The sequence below is a fragment of the Parabacteroides sp. TM07-1AC genome (genome assembly GCF_003480915.1).
GTDB lineage: Bacteria > Bacteroidota > Bacteroidia > Bacteroidales > Tannerellaceae > Parabacteroides > Parabacteroides chongii.
Genome location: NZ_QUKD01000007.1, coordinates 66,441 through 83,223 on the forward strand (window position 1 = coordinate 66,441; position 16,783 = coordinate 83,223).

Sequence of the window (16,783 nt, forward strand, 5' to 3'; positions counted from 1 at the left end):
CACTCCTGTTTTTTTTATGTCAAAGACTTAAATACATTTGCATCGTAATCAATATTCAATCATTTCATTTAACAAGCAAAAACAAGAAAAAGATGAGAACTTTAATAAGAAACTTTTTTAGCGTATTACGCCGTTTCAAGATGGCGACTACACTTAATATATTAGGGTTATCGATAGCCTTTGCCGCTTTTATGATTATCCTGATGCAATTGAATTATGACTGGAGTTTCGACAAGTCTCACAAAAACGCCGATTGCATCTACCGTGTGGAAAGAACGTCGGGTGACGGAGCAACCGTTCCTACGAACCGTCCGCTGGCCGATATCTTTTTTCAATCGTCTCCACATATTAAAGCGGGTGCATTGGTTTCTCCCTGGCAAAAGGAAATCTATTTTACTATCGACAAGAATGGAGAGAAGGTCAGCTATCTGGAACCGATGGTCAGGGTTTATCCCGAATACACCGACGTGTTCGAGTTTGAGATGGTTGAAGGAAAAGCCAATGCTTTGTCAGAACCGGAGCATGTGTTAATACCGCAAAGCATAGCGAAGAAATTGTTCGGAAACGAATCGGCTATAAACAAGCAATTGCGCGCTAACGACATCAATTACACGATTGGCGGCGTATACAAAGATTTTCCTTCCAACACTGTGGTGGCGAACAATATTTATTTCCCTATTCCCAAAGATGAAAATGTACATGGATGGAATAATAACAACTATGAGTTATTCATAAGAGTGGATGCCCCGGAAAATAGCAAGGATCTGATAGAAAACTTTAAAAAGAATTTCGACCTATCCACACTGGACAATAATAATGCCTGGATCAGCTCCGTCGGATTACGGCTAACCCCTCTCAGAGAGATTCACTTTACGACAGATACGACATACGATACCACGCCTAAGGCGAGCAAGAATACCCTGGCGGTTTTATTTGCCATAGCCATCATCATTATTGCTATTGCGGCAATCAATTTCACCAACTTCACTATGGCCTTAACACCCACCCGTATCAAAAGCATAAACACGCGGAAAGTATTAGGCGCCGAAGAAAACGCTCTACGCCTGTCGTTATTGACAGAAGCTATTTCCGTTAGTTTTATTGCTTATCTGTTGTCCTTAATCTGGGTATATATTTTGTCACTTACATCCATAACCGCATTGATGGATGCCGACTTATCATTGAATGCTCACCTTCCTTTATTGGGAGTTACCGCGCTGATAGCTGTTGGTACAGGACTCCTCGCGGGGGTATATCCATCGTTTTATGTGACCTCGTTCCCTCCTGCACTCGTGTTGAAAGGTAGCTTCGGATTGTCGCCTAAAGGAAGAAAGTTACGCAATGCACTTATCAGTGTACAGTTTATCACATCGTTTGCTTTGATTATCGCGGCTTTATTCATGTATCTGCAAAACCATTATATGATGAATACTCCGTTAGGATATGAAAAAGACGAATTAATCGTTATGAATCTGAATAATACGGTGCAGAAAAGCCGTGATGCTTTTACGAACCAATTAAAAACGTTCTCAGGTATAGAAGACGTAACGTATGCAGAAGTATTGTTATCCAGTTCCGACCAATACATGGGCTGGACACGTACATATAAAAATAAGAATATTGGATTTCAATGCCTGCCAGTCGATGTATCTTTTCTTAAAGTAATGGGTATTGACGTTTCGGAAGGACGTAACTTCCGAGAAGAAGACAAGAACACGGTAAACGGTGTTTATATATTCAATGAAAAAGCCCGCGGACAATACGAATTGGAGATTGGCGAAAAAGTGGAGAATGGAGAGATTGTAGGGTTTATTCCCGACATCAAGTTTGCTTCTTTCCGCTCTGAAATAGCACCGATGGCTTTTTATATCTGGGGTACAGAGAATTGGGGCATAACACCTCTATATGCTTATATTAAAGTAAAAAGCGGCGCAAACCTGAAGGAATCGATGGAACATATAAAAGAGACCGCTCAATCCTTCGATCCGGCTTATCCTTTTAATATCCGTTTCTTCAACGAGGTATTGAACCTGCTTTACGAGAAAGAACAAAAGACAACGGCTTTGATAACCCTCTTCAGCATGCTGGCAATCTTTATATCCATTGTCGGCGTATTCGGTCTGGTTGTTTTCGACAGTGAATATTGCCGTAAAGAGATAGGAGTAAGAAGGGTTCTAGGTTCCAGCGCATTGCAGATAATAATCATGTTCAACAAAACGTATCTGCATATCCTTTGCCTTTGCTTTATCCTGGCGGTTCCTATTGCTTATCATGTAGTTGTCCGCTGGCTGGATAACTTTGCCTACAAAACACCGATGTACTGGTGGGTATTTCTCATCACGTTCGTTATAGTATCGGTGATTACAATCATGACCGTAACATTCCAGAATTACTGGGTGGCAAACGAAAATCCTGTGAAAAGCTTAAAGACAGACTAATACCGGGCTCTATTTACCTTTGATTATTTTATAAAAGAGAAAGCCTCTTGCTTTTCGAACCATTCGTCAGCAAGAGGCTTCCTTTATCAGATAAAGTATAAATTACTTCATAAATCCCTGGTCTTTCAATACTTTCAACAACACTTCCGAAAAATATTCATTATTCTTCTTTGTGTAACGAACATCAGTAAAGACCTGTGCCAACGTTTCTTTGTTATTCTCTTTTACAAACTGTTTATTGACTTCAAGCGCTTCCTTTTCACTGTACAGTTCATCGATCGATTCCGGAGTATAATCGACATAGCTCTCCTGATGAACCACTGCGGCCAAAGGCAACCGTTCTACCTGTTCCGGCAGCGGTTGAGCCGGATAACCGACTGTCACCGTAACAATAGGAACGACTAAACGCGGCAGCGACAACGCTTCGATAATTTTATCGGCATTATAAGCCGTCGTTCCCAGATAACAGATTCCCAGTCCCTTTTCTTCTGCTGCATCACAGAAAGCCTGGGCAAATAACATCGCATCGATGGTCGAAGCAATGAACGTTTGCAGATTATCAAAACCGGCATCAGCCTTACGCTGTTCAGCCCATTTCACAAAACGGTTAGCATCAGCACAGAAAGTCAGCACAACCGGAGCCGTCATGATCATCGGCTGATTAAAGTGAGCCGGAGACAGTTTCTCCTTATTCGCCCGGTCACGGGTAACAACGACACTGTACAACTGCATATTTCCTGTGTTGGATGCACGAGCAGCAACTTCCAGCAGTTCATTCAACAACTCCTCGGGGATATCCTGCTCTGTATATTTACGGATAGTCCTCCGGTTCTTCATTATATCTATCATATCTATTTTTTTATAACGTATCAATCAATAACAAAGTCCCAACAACCAGATCGGAAGCTTGTTGTTCTGGCTTTTCGGCTGACCGTAAATGGCTGCAAAGGTATTTTCAGCATCCCTGATCCGTTCGTAATCCATTAAAGGATCGCCCACCATGAACGTATATTTGTCATTCACCAAAAAGTCATTATTATCGAGCAATTCCAATGTAGCAAAGTTCGACAACTGATCGACAAAGAAAGTCTCTCCCATCAGGACACGGTCGTTGACATCTTCTTCAAAAGCCATCAATAAATTGGTATTCCCCGAATAAGTTTTCCGGCAACGGTTTTGCACCGGTCCCCTGCCCGATTGATAATGCCTTATGCATACCGCATCTTTCAAATACTCCAAATATCGTTTTACATCCGCTTGTTCCAGTTTCAGGCGTTTCGCCAAATCCGCCATATCTGACAGCTCCGGAAGCTGACCGGAAACCAACATCATCAACCGCTTGATATCATTCAGTTCCTGATAGCCGGTAGGATAAATAGCCGGCAGATCTATCTCAATCGCATCCCTCACCCGATCTTGCAAACGGAACGGATAAGCATCCGGATCATCCCAGTAGAACGGATAGCAGCCATGCTCCAGATAGTTACGGAAAATAGGAGCCACGACAATCTGGTCGTTAACATTCCTCGATACATCTGCATGGTTCTCCAACAGATCGTCCAGCGACATCGGAGGCAAATCCAGCACACACTCATATGATAGATACTCCCGGAAAGACATGGTACTCAGCGTATAGCAAGACACCTGGTTTTTAAATCCTCTCATTACTTTCGAGACCGGAAGTAACGAAGAAGCGGCAAAAACGATATGTAAATCCGGACAACGCTCCAGTAACTTCCTGGTTTCGCTCATCCAATCTGAATAACGGTGTACACTATCGAGGAACAGATGCGTCCCTCCTTCTTTATAAAACTGCATAGCCACATTGACCATCTTTTCCCGTTGAAAAAGAATGCTGTCCAGATCCAGATACAATGCTTTATCGGAATCATCAAAAGCTTGTTTGATCCGTTGCAATAACAAGGTTGTTTTACCGACCCCTTGTGAGCCCAAAATTCCAATCAGACGATCATCCCACTGTATCTGTTTATAAAGATATCGCTGAAAATTGCATCTTATCCCCTTCAGCAATTGCTGATGGTTTACTTGGTATATGTCCATAAACTAAACTATTTGATACAAATGTAACACTTTATAGCAATAATCACGTAAATTTGCATGACAAAAACCAATAAGAGAATGGACAAATCGAAAGTTTACTTTACCAATCTTCGCACGACTCCATCCAGTAATTTGCTGGACAAAATGGAACGTCTTGTAAAACGTGCAGGCATTACAAACATTGATTTCAAGAATCAATTCACAGCGATTAAAATTCACTTCGGAGAGCCTGGAAACCTGGCTTATATCCGTCCTAATTATGCAGCCCGTATGGCTACATTGCTTCGTACTTTAGGAGCGAAACCTTTTCTTACTGATTGTAACACTTTGTATTCCGGACGTCGTTCCAATGCCGTAGACCATTTGGAAAGTGCCATGGAAAACGGTTTCAACCCTATCTCCGCCAAATGTGACGTGATCATTGCCGACGGTCTGAAAGGAACGGAGTGTCGTGAAATAGAAATAAACGGAGAATATTGCAAAGCACCTAAGATCGGATCGGCTATTGCCGACGCTGATATTATTATCAGTATGAATCACTTCAAGGGACATGAACAGACCGGATTTGGAGGTGCACTGAAGAACCTCGGAATGGGATGTGCCAGTGTTGCCGGTAAGTTGGAACTGCACGGAGCCTCCCAACCACGTATCGATCCGGAAAAGTGTAAAGGTTGCAATATCTGTGTAAAACATTGCCGCCACGAAGCTATCCGCCTGGATGAAAACAGGAAAGCAGTAATCGATTATGACAAATGTGTCGGTTGCGGACAATGTGTGGCTCTTTGCCAATATGACGGTGCCGTACTCGGTTCATGGGATACTTCGGTAAACTTAAATTGTAAAATAGCAGAATACACACAAGCCGTATTGCAGGATAAACCTCATTTCCATATCAGTTTCATTATGAATGTATCTCCCGAATGTGACTGTTGGAATCATAATGATGCGGCTATCGTCCCAGACCTGGGTATTGCAGCTTCATTCGATCCGGTCGCACTCGACAAGGCTTGTGCCGATATAGTTATCAAAGCCCCGATCCTTGAAACAGGCAACCGTCTTTCAGAAACGCCTCATCATGATCATTTGGAAGGTTGTGACAAATTCCATATCATGCACCCGGAAACCAACTGGCAAGCCGGACTGGAACATGCTGAAAAAGTTGGAATCGGAACTCAGGAATATGAACTAATAACTGTATAAGGATATAAAATTTATGATCAATCAGGATACTATCTGTGCCGTATCGACAGCCCCCGGAGCCGGAGGCGTAGCTGTCATCCGTGTATCCGGCACTGACGCCATCAGAATTTGTGACACTATCTTCGTTCCTAAAATCGAAGGTAAGAATCTTCAGAGCCAGAAAGCTTACACTTTACGCTACGGTAGTATCCGTCGCGGGGAAGAGTTGATCGACGATGTACTTGTCGCCCTCTTCCGCGCCCCTCATTCGTTTACAGGAGAAGATACCGTCGAAATCACTTGCCACGGTTCGGTTTACATCCAGCAACAGATCCTCCAGTTACTGATCGAAAAGGGTTGTCGTTCCGCTCTTCCTGGCGAATATACGCAGCGTGCCTTCCTAAATGGGAAGATGGACCTGAGCCAGGCCGAAGCTGTAGCCGACCTGATCGCATCCACTTCTGCCGGAATGCACAAACTGGCTATTAATCAGATGCGTGGGGGCTTCAGTAATGAATTGACTAAACTACGCAGCCAACTGCTCGATTTCACCTCTTTGATCGAACTGGAACTCGATTTCAGCGAAGAAGATGTCGAGTTTGCCGACCGTACCAATCTGAAGCAGCTGGCAACAAACATCGAACAGTTGATACACAAACTGGCCGATTCATTCAGTGTAGGAAATGCCATTAAGAACGGTATTCCGGTTGCCATCATCGGCGAGACGAATGCCGGTAAGTCCACTTTACTCAACCTGTTGGTCGGTGAAGAGCGTGCCATCGTTTCCGACATCCACGGAACCACCCGCGATGTGATAGAGGACACAATCAATCTATCAGGCATCACCTTCCGTTTTATCGACACGGCAGGTATCCGAGAAACCAGTGATACGATCGAAAGTCTGGGAATCGAACGTACTTTCCAAAAACTCCGCCAGGCTTCTATCGTCCTTTGGGTGATTGACCTGACCAGTCCGTCAGAGCAGATCGAGGAATTAGCTCAAACAATCATTCCTCAGACAGAGGGTAAAAAAGTGATTCTGGTATTCAATAAATCCGACTTACTCTCACCGGAAGAACTTGCTATCAAGCAAAAGTTGCTTGGCAAAGTTCCTGCTGACCGGTTATATATTTCAGCCAAACAGCAAGCAAATACTGAAACATTAAAACAGCATCTGATCCAGGCAGCTGCCTTACCCGAAGTATCCCAAAACGACGTAATCGTCACCAACGTCCGCCATTACGGGGCCTTAACAAAAGCCCATGAAGCTATACTCCGTGTAATTAATGGACTGGAAATGAATATTTCGGGAGATTTCCTGAGTCAGGATATCAGGGAATGCATGCATTATCTGGGCGAAATTACGGGGCAGATTAGTAATGATGAGATATTGGGAAATATTTTCGAGAAGTTTTGCATCGGCAAATGATGGCTTGTAAACAGCCATAAGCAACCATAACCATTTAGAATAAAGTCGCTGAAATCCAGCGACTTTTATTTTTATACTCATTCCTGTCAATTCTGACAGAGTGCCGATTTTCAGCATCTTTTTGTACCATAATTCTACCGCCGAACAAATAAGCGGGCTTCTCGCACTCATCATAGCGACATCTTGGGCACGATGTGAGACGCTATGAGAATGAGCGGAACCGCTATAGAAGACACAGCGTGAAACGCTGTGAGAAATTGTGAGATGCGTTGAGACGAAATCGACGAAATTAAAGGCGACCAATATATGGAGGTACAGAGAAAATGCCAGTGGTGCGGCAAACCATTTATAGCACACACGATGATAACACGGTTTTGCAGCAAATCGTGTACAGAAAAAGCGTACAAGGACAAGAAGCGCAAGCAGAAATTGCAGGAGTACGAAGTGAGGCAAAGCGAGCGACCAATGCAGGAAGTCGGCATTGTTGGAAGCAAATCGTTCCTCTCCCCTGCCGAAGCCGCTACCCTTTTAGGCATCAGCCGTGCCACCATCTACCGACACATGGCTGCCGGTATCATTCGGGCATTGCAACTTCGCGGGCGCACCATCATACGTAAATCCGACATTGAAAAGATGTTCAACAATGCGCCCGACTACAAGAAACGCAGCTATGGACGGAAACAGACCGTCCTCTATTACACCACGAATGAGATTCTGGAAAAATACCAAATCCAGAAGAAAACCCTGTATCGTCGTTGCAAACTATACAACATCCCAAAGGTTGAAGAAGGTAGCCGTGTATTCTACAACCGCACCCTCATAGACAAGTATTTTGCCGACCTTGCCGAAGAAATCAATCCGGACTGTTATTACACGCCGGAACAGGTCATGGAAAAATACGGTATGAGCCGTAATGCCGTTGTCACCTTTGCCCTGCGGCACAACATTCCCCGAATCAACCGCCACCACGAGGTGTATTATTCCCGTGCCCATATAGACGCTATCAAAGAAAAGCAGGACAAACTGAATCCCGACTATTATACCTATTCGGAAATCACCGAGAAATACGGGCTTACCAAAATTAACATCAGCTATTATGTCAATAAATACGATATAACTAGGTTCAAGCAAGGAAGCCGGACCATGGTATTGCGCACCGAATTTGACAAGGTATATCGTGAGCACCGGGACGGCACATACATCCCCAAGAAGCGCGAAAGCAAATCCGGTCAGCAGGAACAGAAAGAACCCTTTACAATTCCCGATGGCTACTACTCGTCTGAACAAATTGCCGTCACATATCAGATGACCAAGAAAACCATTTGCAGGCTGTGCCGTGAAAACGACATTCCTAAAATCAGTCACGGAGGATTTAACTACTACGAACAACTGGCAGTAAACCGTTTCTTCGCCAAATACAAAGCTGCTGATAATATCAAAGAATGGATTGGCGCAGAGCAGATGGAAGAAATATACGGTATGAGCAAAGATGCCAGATGCTCGTTTGTGCATCGCCACAAAATCCCCTCACGTGTAGTCTATGGCAAGGCTCAATACTCCAAAGACCACATCGACATTATCAAGAACGGTGGTTTCGACCAACGGGAAAAGTATTACAGCGTAGCTGAAGCGATGGAAAGATATGGTTTGCGTAGGGAGGATGTCTATAACTATGCCCGGTATAACAACATCCGAAAGATGCACCACGGCAAATCCATGTTCCTGTTGAAAGAGGATTTTAATAAGGTGATGGCTGAAAAATCCGTCACCTGAAAAATTATTCCATACAGACAGGAAAATTACTCCTGACGATTATAGGTCTGCATTGAACCATTTCGTTGGTTTGCAGCAAATTATTAACAACAATATAATATAGTAGAGTATGCACGAATGTAAAACTGTAACATTGAGGACAAGACCTCTAAAGAACAAAATGTTGTCGTTCTATCTGGATTATTATCCGGGATATAGAGACAAGGAAACAATGAAAGTAATCCGTCACGAATCGCTTGGCATTTATATCTATGCCAACCCGAAGAACAAACGTGAGCAGAATTTCAACGATGTAATGACCGAGAAAGCCGAAGCCATCCGTTGCCGCAGATTTGAATCTGTCGTAAATGAACGGTATGACTTCTTCGACCGGTACAAACTAAAGGGTGATTTCTTGGAATACTATCGTCAGCAACTCCGCAAGCACGACCAGAAATGGGAGTTCGTCTATCTCCATTTCAAGAACTTCGTACACGGCAAATGTACTTTTGAGGAGATAGACATCGACCTGTGCAACAAGTTTCGGGAATACCTTCTGAACGCCAAGAAACTAAGACGCAACGGACGTATCACACGAAACTCTGCATCAGGATACTGGTCTACTTTCAGAGGATTCTTGAAAATACTATATCGTAATGGGATGATAAAGGCCAATGTCAATGACTTCTTGGAAAAGATTGAAACAGAAGACACTATGAAAGAAGCTTTATCTGTTGAAGAATTGTACCAGTTAGCTGAGACGCCATGTAAAAAGCCTATTGTGAAAATCGCATCGCTGTTTTCCTGTATGACCAGCTTGCGCATCAGCGACATCCTCGCCCTACGTTGGGAAGACATAGTGGACTACTCTGCCGGAGGGAAATGTGTACATATCATCACACAGAAAAACAAAGCGGAAGACATCATTCCCATCAGCGAGGAGGCATTAGGGCTGATAGGATACAGTTCTGAGAAGAAAGGTCTGGTATTCAAGGGACTTATGCGTAGTTGGACACAAGTACCAATGAAAGAGTGGATTCGTTCTGCCGGAATAACCAAGAACATAACATTCCATTCATATCGGAGAACATTCGCAACCCTCCAGGGTGCTGCCGGTACAGACATCCGTACCATACAAAGCTTGATGGCGCACAAAAGCATCACCACCACGATGCGTTACATGAAAGTCGTTGACAGCAACAAGCGTGAAGCCAGCAAGAAAATCACTTTGACACGCAAAGGCTGAACTCCCCTATTTTGCCCCATTACATAGGCTTAGAATATGATTTCCGATGGATTATCATACTCTAAGCCTATATTTTCTTAAAAATTAACCGATTTACTGCACTTATTTATAACTATCTGGAAATGTGCTTATAACTTTGCTCCATCATTTCATCCAAACAACAATAGATTATGACAGATAGTATTCAAATTCACAGGAAAAAGGCAAGTTTCATACTTGCGGTAAGCGTTACTTCATACTCGGTAATCGCCACTTATCTTTACAACTGCCATCAAATAAACCTGATGGAATACACCACACCTATTATATTGAGTATCGTACTCTTAACTCTTTCATGCGCGTTCTCTCAAAGATTTTTCTATCGCTACCTTATCAAGAATAACGCATGTATTTCTTTTGGCAAGCAAAAAGAATCCATCCCACTTGAAATCAAGCAGCCAGCTGATACCATTACCCCGGAAGTAGAAGTTATAGAAATGCCGATTGCAAAGAATGATTATACAGATGGTTATGACGAACGCATAGCTGAAATAGAACGGGAAAAGGCAGAGCAGCAAGCTGACATTATGCGTGTCATGCACGAATATACCACATATAGTATGGCTGAATTTCTTTCAAAAAACGACCTTATTACACTTCACGAAAACATAGAGTGCTTTGCCCATGGGCAATGTGATTTATACAAGCCCATACGTTCCAAATTCGACAATCCATTAAACACTCTCGATATACGGCATTTTGTATGGAATATCGGTATAAGGTTGAATATCTCGGTGGAAAAATGCGCAGAATTCATAAAAACCATATTCCCACACGAATTGAAAAATGCCACTCTGTTTTATCTATCAAAAAATCTACGGACTACAGGTATTTGTAAAATTCCACTTGACATTCCCTTAAAAGGAGAGTATTATTTCAATTGCCTCAAAAAAGCAGACGATGAGACAGTGGTTTTGACCGACTGAAATGATTCCGTCGCAGACAGAAAAATTACTCCCTGATGACGAAGGTCTGCATAGTATCATTGTGTTGGTTTGTAACATGTTTAACAAATAAACTATTTGAATCATGTCTAAGAATCAATTCACATTCAATGACCTTCCCGAAGTGATGGGAGAGTTATGCGACCGAATCGCAAGTATGGAAAGTCTGCTGACAGAGAAACTTTCCAAGCAGAACGAAGTCAAGGAGAACACGCACGTTCCCATGACCGTGCAGGAGGCTTGCACCTATCTCAAAATGCCGCTATCGACCTTTTATTACAAGGTTAAAAAGGACGATATTCCTGTTATAAAACAAGGCAAGCACCTCTACATCTATCGTGATGAGCTGGATAAATGGTTGGAATCATCCCGTAAGACCACCGTTCCGCAAAGTTTCGAGGAAGAGAATGATGCGTTGCTCGCTTCCCATCGCCGTAAACCAAACTCTAAAAACTGGTAGGCTATGGAGAAAACGAACAATAACATTCCGACAGCTGAGGAACTGGCTATTTACATAAAGGAGGCTACCGTGAGCGTAAATACCAAATACGAACAGTCGCCTGTGATTCTGATGGTGGATGACTCCATTATCGGAACATTGGGCAACTTCAGTGCATCCATCGGTAAAGCCAAGAGCAAGAAGACTTTCAATGTTTCTGCCATTGCCGCTTCCGCATTGACCAATGGCACAGTACTCCATTACCGTTCATCGTTTCCGGAAAATAAACGGACGATATTGTATATCGACACCGAACAGGGAGAACCTCATTGCCAAAAGGTGCTACAACGCATTCTATGTTTGGCGGGATTACCAAAGGATGCCGATTCTGACAATCTGATTATGTTAGGTCTGCGGAAATATTCTCCCGAAATGAGACTTGCAATAGTCGAACAGGCCATTGGCACAATTCCGAATTTGGGACTGGTCATTATAGATGGCATCAGGGATTTTATGTATGACATCAATTCTCCGAATGAAGCCACCAATATAATCTCCAAATTCATGCAGTGGACTGACGACCGTCAGATTCACATCCACACCATCCTGCATCAGAACAAGAATGATGAACATGCCCGTGGTCACATTGGCACGGAACTCAACAACAAAGCGGAAACCATCATGCAGGTAGAAGTGGATAAAGATGATAAAACTATCAGTTGTGTCGAAGCCATTCATATCCGAGACCGGGAGTTTGAACCTTTCGCTTTCCGCATAAACGAATGTGCCTTGCCTGAACTAGTGGAATCCTATATATCCAAAGAAAAGAAACTCGGACGACCGACCAAAGAACCTTTTGAGCCATACAAGGAAATCCCGGAGAGCGTACATCGTGCTGCGTTGGATGCCACTTTCGCCGATGGCAATATTACCGGTTACGACAACTATCTAGAGCGACTGAAAAACGGCTACGGGTTACAGGGTGTAAAACTCGGTCATAACAAAGCGGTCAAAGTAGCTACCTTTCTCGGCAATAAACGGATGGTGATAAAAGAAGGGAAAGAATACCAATTTAATCCTGATTACCATTATTAAGTTCAACTTTACTTTAGTGTCGGGGCGTACATATAGGAATAAAGCAAAGTAGCCAAGGATTGCAATATGCAGTATTCATTCCCTACCCTTTTATAGTAGGATATGCCAAATCCTGATTCCAATCCATTTGCCGATTCTGTGTGTACATCCTATACAGCTTGCCGGGAAGCATCAACAGGTAACTGTTGCGAGATATGCCAATGTATAACCTCACTGCGTTACGGTTGTACATTGGTACCCTTGCCTGCTCAGATACTTCGCCGGTGCGGTACTCGCAAGCTCGCACCTATTCACTATTATAATAACGATTTATATGGAACAAAATATTGAGGAACAAACACAATCTCCAGAGGAGAAAAAAGAAACAAGATCCGTCTTTATCGGAGCAAAAGTAACTCCCGGTCAGAAAGAGTATATAAAATCACAGGCTGAGCAATGCGGTATGACGGTAAGCGATTACTTGCTTGCCTGTGCATACAACTATCGACCCAGACCGAGGCTCACAAAAGAAGAAACATACCTGTTGCAGAATCTGGACAACTGTCGGTCAGATCTTGTAAAATACACTTCTGCACTTCGTGGAATGTCCACAAAGCAACGAATGATATTGTTCAATCAGGTGCCGTTCATGGTCGGCTGGCTCAAAGAGCTTGGCTATATTGCTGAAAGCGTCTGCCAATTTCTCAATGCCGTAAAAGAGAGAAATAAGATTCCGTCTAACGAAAAATCCGAAGAAGTATGATAGCAAAAGCTAAAGCAATATCGCACGGCATAAACGCCATCCGTTATATTACCGGCGAATCTCTGAACAAAAAACACCCGGAGAAAATCTATCGGGTATTGGACAACCTAATGCCGTCGCAACCGGACACTCTGGGGATATGGAACTCCATGCAACTGACCTTATCACGTTTCAAACCCATCAAGAACTCGGTCATCAGAATCGAGCTAAGCCCCTCTGCCGAACACACCCGTTTCTTCGACATCGAAGACTGGCAAAAGCTCTGGCAGGATTTCGCTGCGGAGTTTGACAAACAAGTGTTTACCGGCAAGGACGGAAAAGTACGTTCCTACCAGACCAATCTGGCTAACAGCAAATACACAGTTTGGCTGCATAAGGAATCCGATGGCAAAGTTCCCCACCTTCATGCTGCTGTCTGCCGTTTGGATGAAGACGGCAACATCAACAACGACCACAACATTCATCTTCGTGCGCAGCGTGCTGCCGAGCGAGTAGCAAAGAAGCGGGGTTGGACTACTGCTATACAAATCCGATACACCAATATCCATCTGGTGAATCGTGATTGCATGGATGCGCTGAGATCAATGTCTGAATGGTCTTGGGAAGAGTATAAAAATGCCCTCACAAGAAAAGGTTACTCTGTACATGAAAGAAAGGATGCACAACACGTTATCAGGAGTTACGCACTTGTAAACGGTAATACCAAATACAAGGCTTCCGAATTGGGAGTTGCCCGGAATCTGATGATTTCAAAACTTCCTAAAACATGGGATAAACTGCATCATAAGCCGCAAGTTGCCGCTGTTAGCAATCAGCCTAAGGAAACTCAAACGGAGCAAAATCTCAAGCCGTCAGCATCCGCAGAACATACCAGATATAGCACTTATCATCCCGATACTATTCCCTATACACTTAATCATAACGATAAGGAACATTGGTTCTATATTCCGGAAAAAGTGCTTGACTGTTTCAACGATGAGTTTGACTACAGAGATACTGAGAACTGTCAGGAACTTACCGATATGGCTGTAGCTATTTTTGTCGGACTGCTTGAAACGCCAAATGTTGCCACCGGAAACGGTGGTGGAGGTTCTCAAAGCGATTTGCCTTGGAGAGATAAGGACGAAGACGATTTGCAATGGGCACGCAGATGCGCTCGTGCCGCTGGTCGCCTGCTCGGAAAGAAACCAAAATCAGGATTAAAACGATAAGCCAATGAAGCCGAACATGAAAATCGTTTGATATTTCACTTGGGTGAAAATATATCAAACGATTTTCATCGTGAGAGAGAACGATAGTGAACGGCTATCAGACTCTCATAAAAATTTTATAAACCATAATTTTTTTTGATAGTATGAAAAAGAAATTCGACTTTTCCGCAGAAATGGCTGAAGCGGAAGCCATAAAATCCAACCCAAAGAATGAGTCTTTGGAGGAAGAAAACCACCTACTCGATATCAATGTACAAGGACTTGCCAAGCTGAATAACAACGTGTTCAAGTTGAGAACAGAGGTCGAAAGTCTGTCCGGCTCTATCCGAGAGTGTAAGCCTATCATTTCTGAAGAAATGCGGAAGTTGGCAGTAGAATTTGGAGCAAGGCTTCTATGTGATTTTCTCAGTCAGATTGAGAGCAAATGCAAAGAAGCCGAGCGAAGAATGAAGAAATCCGGCAATGCCATCAATATTCCGGCTACCACATTTTACATCACTATTGTAATACTGGTAGCCTTATCTTCTTTTTTCGTCAGCATGATTGTGGCCAATGCAGAAATTTTGTATTCAAACCTGATTTGGAAAGCAGTTGCCATCTGTGCCCTTATTGCAATTTCGGGAACTGTCATGGCTATAGTCGTACCGAAGATTTTGGATAAATGGACGTAATTGGACGCTAGCGAATCTTTAGAACGCAATTATCATTGGCGTTTGTTTGGTCATATCAGAGATTATTTGTAATTTTGTAACCACCGTAACAGTTACGGTGGTTACTATAAATAGCAGGGAATTTACTATGAAGTTTTATAATCGTACATCTGAATTGCAGGAGCTGCATCGCATTCAAAAGCTCTCATTTGACAGTCATTCACGCATGACAGTGATTACAGGTCGGCGTCGAATTGGCAAGACATCGCTTGCAGTGGAAGCCACAAAAGGAGACTACCCTACTGTGTATCTGTTTGTAAGCCGCAAGAATGAGGCTGCTCTGTGTGCGGAGTTCTCACAACTGATTGTCTCTGTTTTAGGCTGTTATATACCTGCAGAGATAAAGAGTTTCCGCTCACTTTTCCAGATGATTATGGAACTGGCAAAGGCACAAAAATTCAATCTCATAATCGATGAATTTCAAGAATTCGAAAAAATAAATCCATCTGTTTTCAGCGATGTGCAGAATATTTGGGACCAATATCGTAAGGGAACTCATGTAAATTTGATTCTGATGGGTTCGGTGTTTTCGATGATGCACCGTATTTTTGAAGGAGCAAAAGAACCGCTATTCGGCAGGGCTGATAACATCATCCGTCTTACCGGATTTGGTACTGATACCCTTAAAGAAATAATGAACGACTACCGTCCCGACTATGATAACGATGAACTGCTTGCACTATATTCAATTACTGGCGGTGTCCCGAAATACATAGAATTGTTGTGTGAGAATACCGACTTGTCCATCTCCGGAATGTTTGACTACATCGTGCGTGATAACTCTCCATTCACAGATGAAGGCAAGAATATTCTGATTGAAGAGTTTGGCAAAGACTATGGTATCTACTTCTCAATACTCAGTTGCATTGCCTCTGGCATAAACAATCAGTCTGATATTGAAGTTACGTTGGGAGGAATAAGTATCGGCGGACAACTCCGTCGTCTGATTGATGACTACTCTCTTATCACTCGTCAGCGACCGATAATGTCGAAAGAGCGCACACAAGCCATCCGCTACGAAATCAACGACAATTTCCTAAAATTCAGGTTCAGGTATTACGACAAAAATCAATCCATTGTCGAAATACGGAATTTCGTGCTTCTTCGGCAGATAATAGAATCGGATTACCCTACATTCTCAGGACTAATGCTCGAACGGTATTTCCGTTTGAAGATGATAGAGAGCCATCAATATTCAGCCATCGGCTCGTGGTGGGAACGCAAGAAAGGTAAAGAAGCCAACGAAATAGACATTATAGGCATACGGGCCGAAGGGAAAAAGGCATTGGTAGCCGAGGTTAAGCGTCAACGATGCAACTACGACCACAAACTCTTCACCGAAAAGGTCGAGCATCTCAAAAACGCCATTCTCTCAAATTACGACATCGAGACTTGCCTTTGGACAATGGAGGATATGTAACTTATTGACCACATTTTATCTGCCACCAACCGTTACGGCGACCATTGACACGGACAATAATTGTCGTAGGCAATGCCT

14 protein-coding genes are annotated in these 16,783 nt (G+C 43.2%); 12 read left to right on the forward strand and 2 right to left on the reverse strand.

Annotation, left to right across the window (positions count from 1 at the left end):
- Positions 1–92 precede the first annotated feature (92 nt).
- Positions 93–2,438, forward strand: a complete 2,346-nt coding sequence (locus DXD68_RS14715) for an ABC transporter permease (RefSeq protein ID WP_122362319.1) — start codon at positions 93–95, stop codon at positions 2,436–2,438.
- A gap of 102 nt (positions 2,439–2,540) precedes the next feature.
- Here the strand turns inward: DXD68_RS14715 and DXD68_RS14720 are convergent, their stop codons facing one another.
- Together DXD68_RS14720 and DXD68_RS14725 are read right to left on the reverse strand one after the other, a co-directional pair.
- Positions 2,541–3,287, reverse strand: a complete 747-nt coding sequence (locus DXD68_RS14720) for a nitroreductase family protein (protein WP_122362320.1) — start codon at positions 3,285–3,287, stop codon at positions 2,541–2,543.
- 24 nt (positions 3,288–3,311) lie between these two features.
- Positions 3,312–4,499 carry an AAA family ATPase gene (locus tag DXD68_RS14725; RefSeq protein WP_122362321.1) on the reverse strand — a complete coding sequence of 396 codons (1,188 nt, stop codon included), beginning with the start codon at positions 4,497–4,499 and terminating at the stop codon, positions 3,312–3,314.
- 78 nt (positions 4,500–4,577) lie between these two features.
- On the opposite strand from DXD68_RS14725, the gene DXD68_RS14730 reads away from it, so the two are divergent.
- The 11 genes from DXD68_RS14730 (at position 4,578) to DXD68_RS14790 (ending at position 16,705) form a co-directional block, all read left to right on the forward strand.
- Positions 4,578–5,699 carry a DUF362 domain-containing protein gene (locus DXD68_RS14730; protein WP_122362322.1) on the forward strand — a complete coding sequence of 374 codons (1,122 nt, stop codon included), beginning with the start codon at positions 4,578–4,580 and terminating at the stop codon, positions 5,697–5,699.
- Between the two features lie 16 nt (positions 5,700–5,715).
- A complete protein-coding gene (gene mnmE / locus DXD68_RS14735; RefSeq protein ID WP_199715703.1) occupies positions 5,716–7,107 on the forward strand; it encodes a tRNA uridine-5-carboxymethylaminomethyl(34) synthesis GTPase MnmE in 1,392 nt (463 codons plus the stop codon).
- Between the two features lie 306 nt (positions 7,108–7,413).
- Entirely contained in the window at positions 7,414–8,880 is a 1,467-nt protein-coding gene (locus tag DXD68_RS14745; RefSeq protein ID WP_122362324.1) for a helix-turn-helix domain-containing protein, read from the forward strand.
- A gap of 109 nt (positions 8,881–8,989) precedes the next feature.
- Positions 8,990–10,105: a tyrosine-type recombinase/integrase gene (locus tag DXD68_RS14750; RefSeq protein WP_122362325.1), complete on the forward strand. Its 1,116-nt coding sequence runs from the start codon at positions 8,990–8,992 to the stop codon at positions 10,103–10,105.
- Positions 10,106–10,275: 170 nt separating this feature from the next.
- A complete protein-coding gene (locus DXD68_RS14755; RefSeq protein WP_122362326.1) occupies positions 10,276–11,070 on the forward strand; it encodes a hypothetical protein in 795 nt (264 codons plus the stop codon).
- A gap of 103 nt (positions 11,071–11,173) precedes the next feature.
- Positions 11,174–11,548 (forward strand): helix-turn-helix domain-containing protein, encoded by a 375-nt coding sequence (locus DXD68_RS14760; protein ID WP_122362327.1) that lies wholly within the window; start codon positions 11,174–11,176, stop codon positions 11,546–11,548.
- 3 nt (positions 11,549–11,551) lie between these two features.
- On the forward strand, positions 11,552–12,622 hold the full coding sequence (locus DXD68_RS14765; RefSeq protein ID WP_122362328.1) for an AAA family ATPase: 1,071 nt from the start codon (positions 11,552–11,554) through the stop codon (positions 12,620–12,622).
- Between the two features lie 313 nt (positions 12,623–12,935).
- Positions 12,936–13,364, forward strand: a complete 429-nt coding sequence (locus tag DXD68_RS14775) for a plasmid mobilization protein (protein WP_122362329.1) — start codon at positions 12,936–12,938, stop codon at positions 13,362–13,364.
- On the forward strand, positions 13,361–14,575 hold the full coding sequence (locus DXD68_RS14780; protein WP_122362330.1) for a relaxase: 1,215 nt from the start codon (positions 13,361–13,363) through the stop codon (positions 14,573–14,575). Before DXD68_RS14775 ends, DXD68_RS14780 begins: the two co-directional genes overlap by 4 nt.
- A gap of 143 nt (positions 14,576–14,718) precedes the next feature.
- The gene (locus DXD68_RS14785; protein WP_122362331.1) at positions 14,719–15,246 is read left to right on the forward strand and encodes a hypothetical protein; all 528 of its coding nucleotides are present in this window, start codon (positions 14,719–14,721) and stop codon (positions 15,244–15,246) included.
- 127 nt (positions 15,247–15,373) lie between these two features.
- Positions 15,374–16,705, forward strand: a complete 1,332-nt coding sequence (locus DXD68_RS14790; RefSeq protein WP_122362332.1) for an ATP-binding protein — start codon at positions 15,374–15,376, stop codon at positions 16,703–16,705.
- The last annotated feature ends 78 nt before the right edge of the window (positions 16,706–16,783 follow it).